This is a genomic window from Aeromonas sp. DNRA1 (assembly GCF_963888745.1).
In the GTDB taxonomy this organism is placed as follows: domain Bacteria; phylum Pseudomonadota; class Gammaproteobacteria; order Enterobacterales; family Aeromonadaceae; genus Aeromonas; species Aeromonas hydrophila.
In genome coordinates this window covers 1-255 of record NZ_CAWPKQ010000023.1, presented here as the reverse complement: position 1 = coordinate 255, position 255 = coordinate 1, and the positions used below count along the sequence as shown (strand labels likewise).

1 protein-coding gene is annotated in these 255 nt (G+C 63.5%); it reads right to left on the bottom strand.

Features of this window, described 5'->3' with window-relative positions; genetic code table 11:
* Nucleotides 1-255, bottom strand: a 255-nt coding sequence (locus tag AACQ43_RS22165; protein WP_168968708.1) for a VCBS domain-containing protein, incomplete at both ends; no start/stop codon positions are given.

The following is a 255-nucleotide window of genomic DNA, read 5'->3' as shown; positions in this document are numbered from 1 at the left end:
TCAGGGTACCGGTCTCGGTCAGGGTCGGGGTGGTCTCATCTTCCACCACGCTACCGGTATCGGTGCCGGTAATGACCGCGGCATCGTTCACGCCAGTGATGGTGATGGTGACGGTGTGGGTGGTGCCATCGACCGAGGCCACGGTGAAGGTCTCGACCTTGGTCTCGCCCTCGCCCAGGTACTGCACCTTGCTGTTGTCGACGTTGTAGGTCCAGGCACCGCCTTCGGTGATGGTCAGGCTGCCCAGTGCGTCCG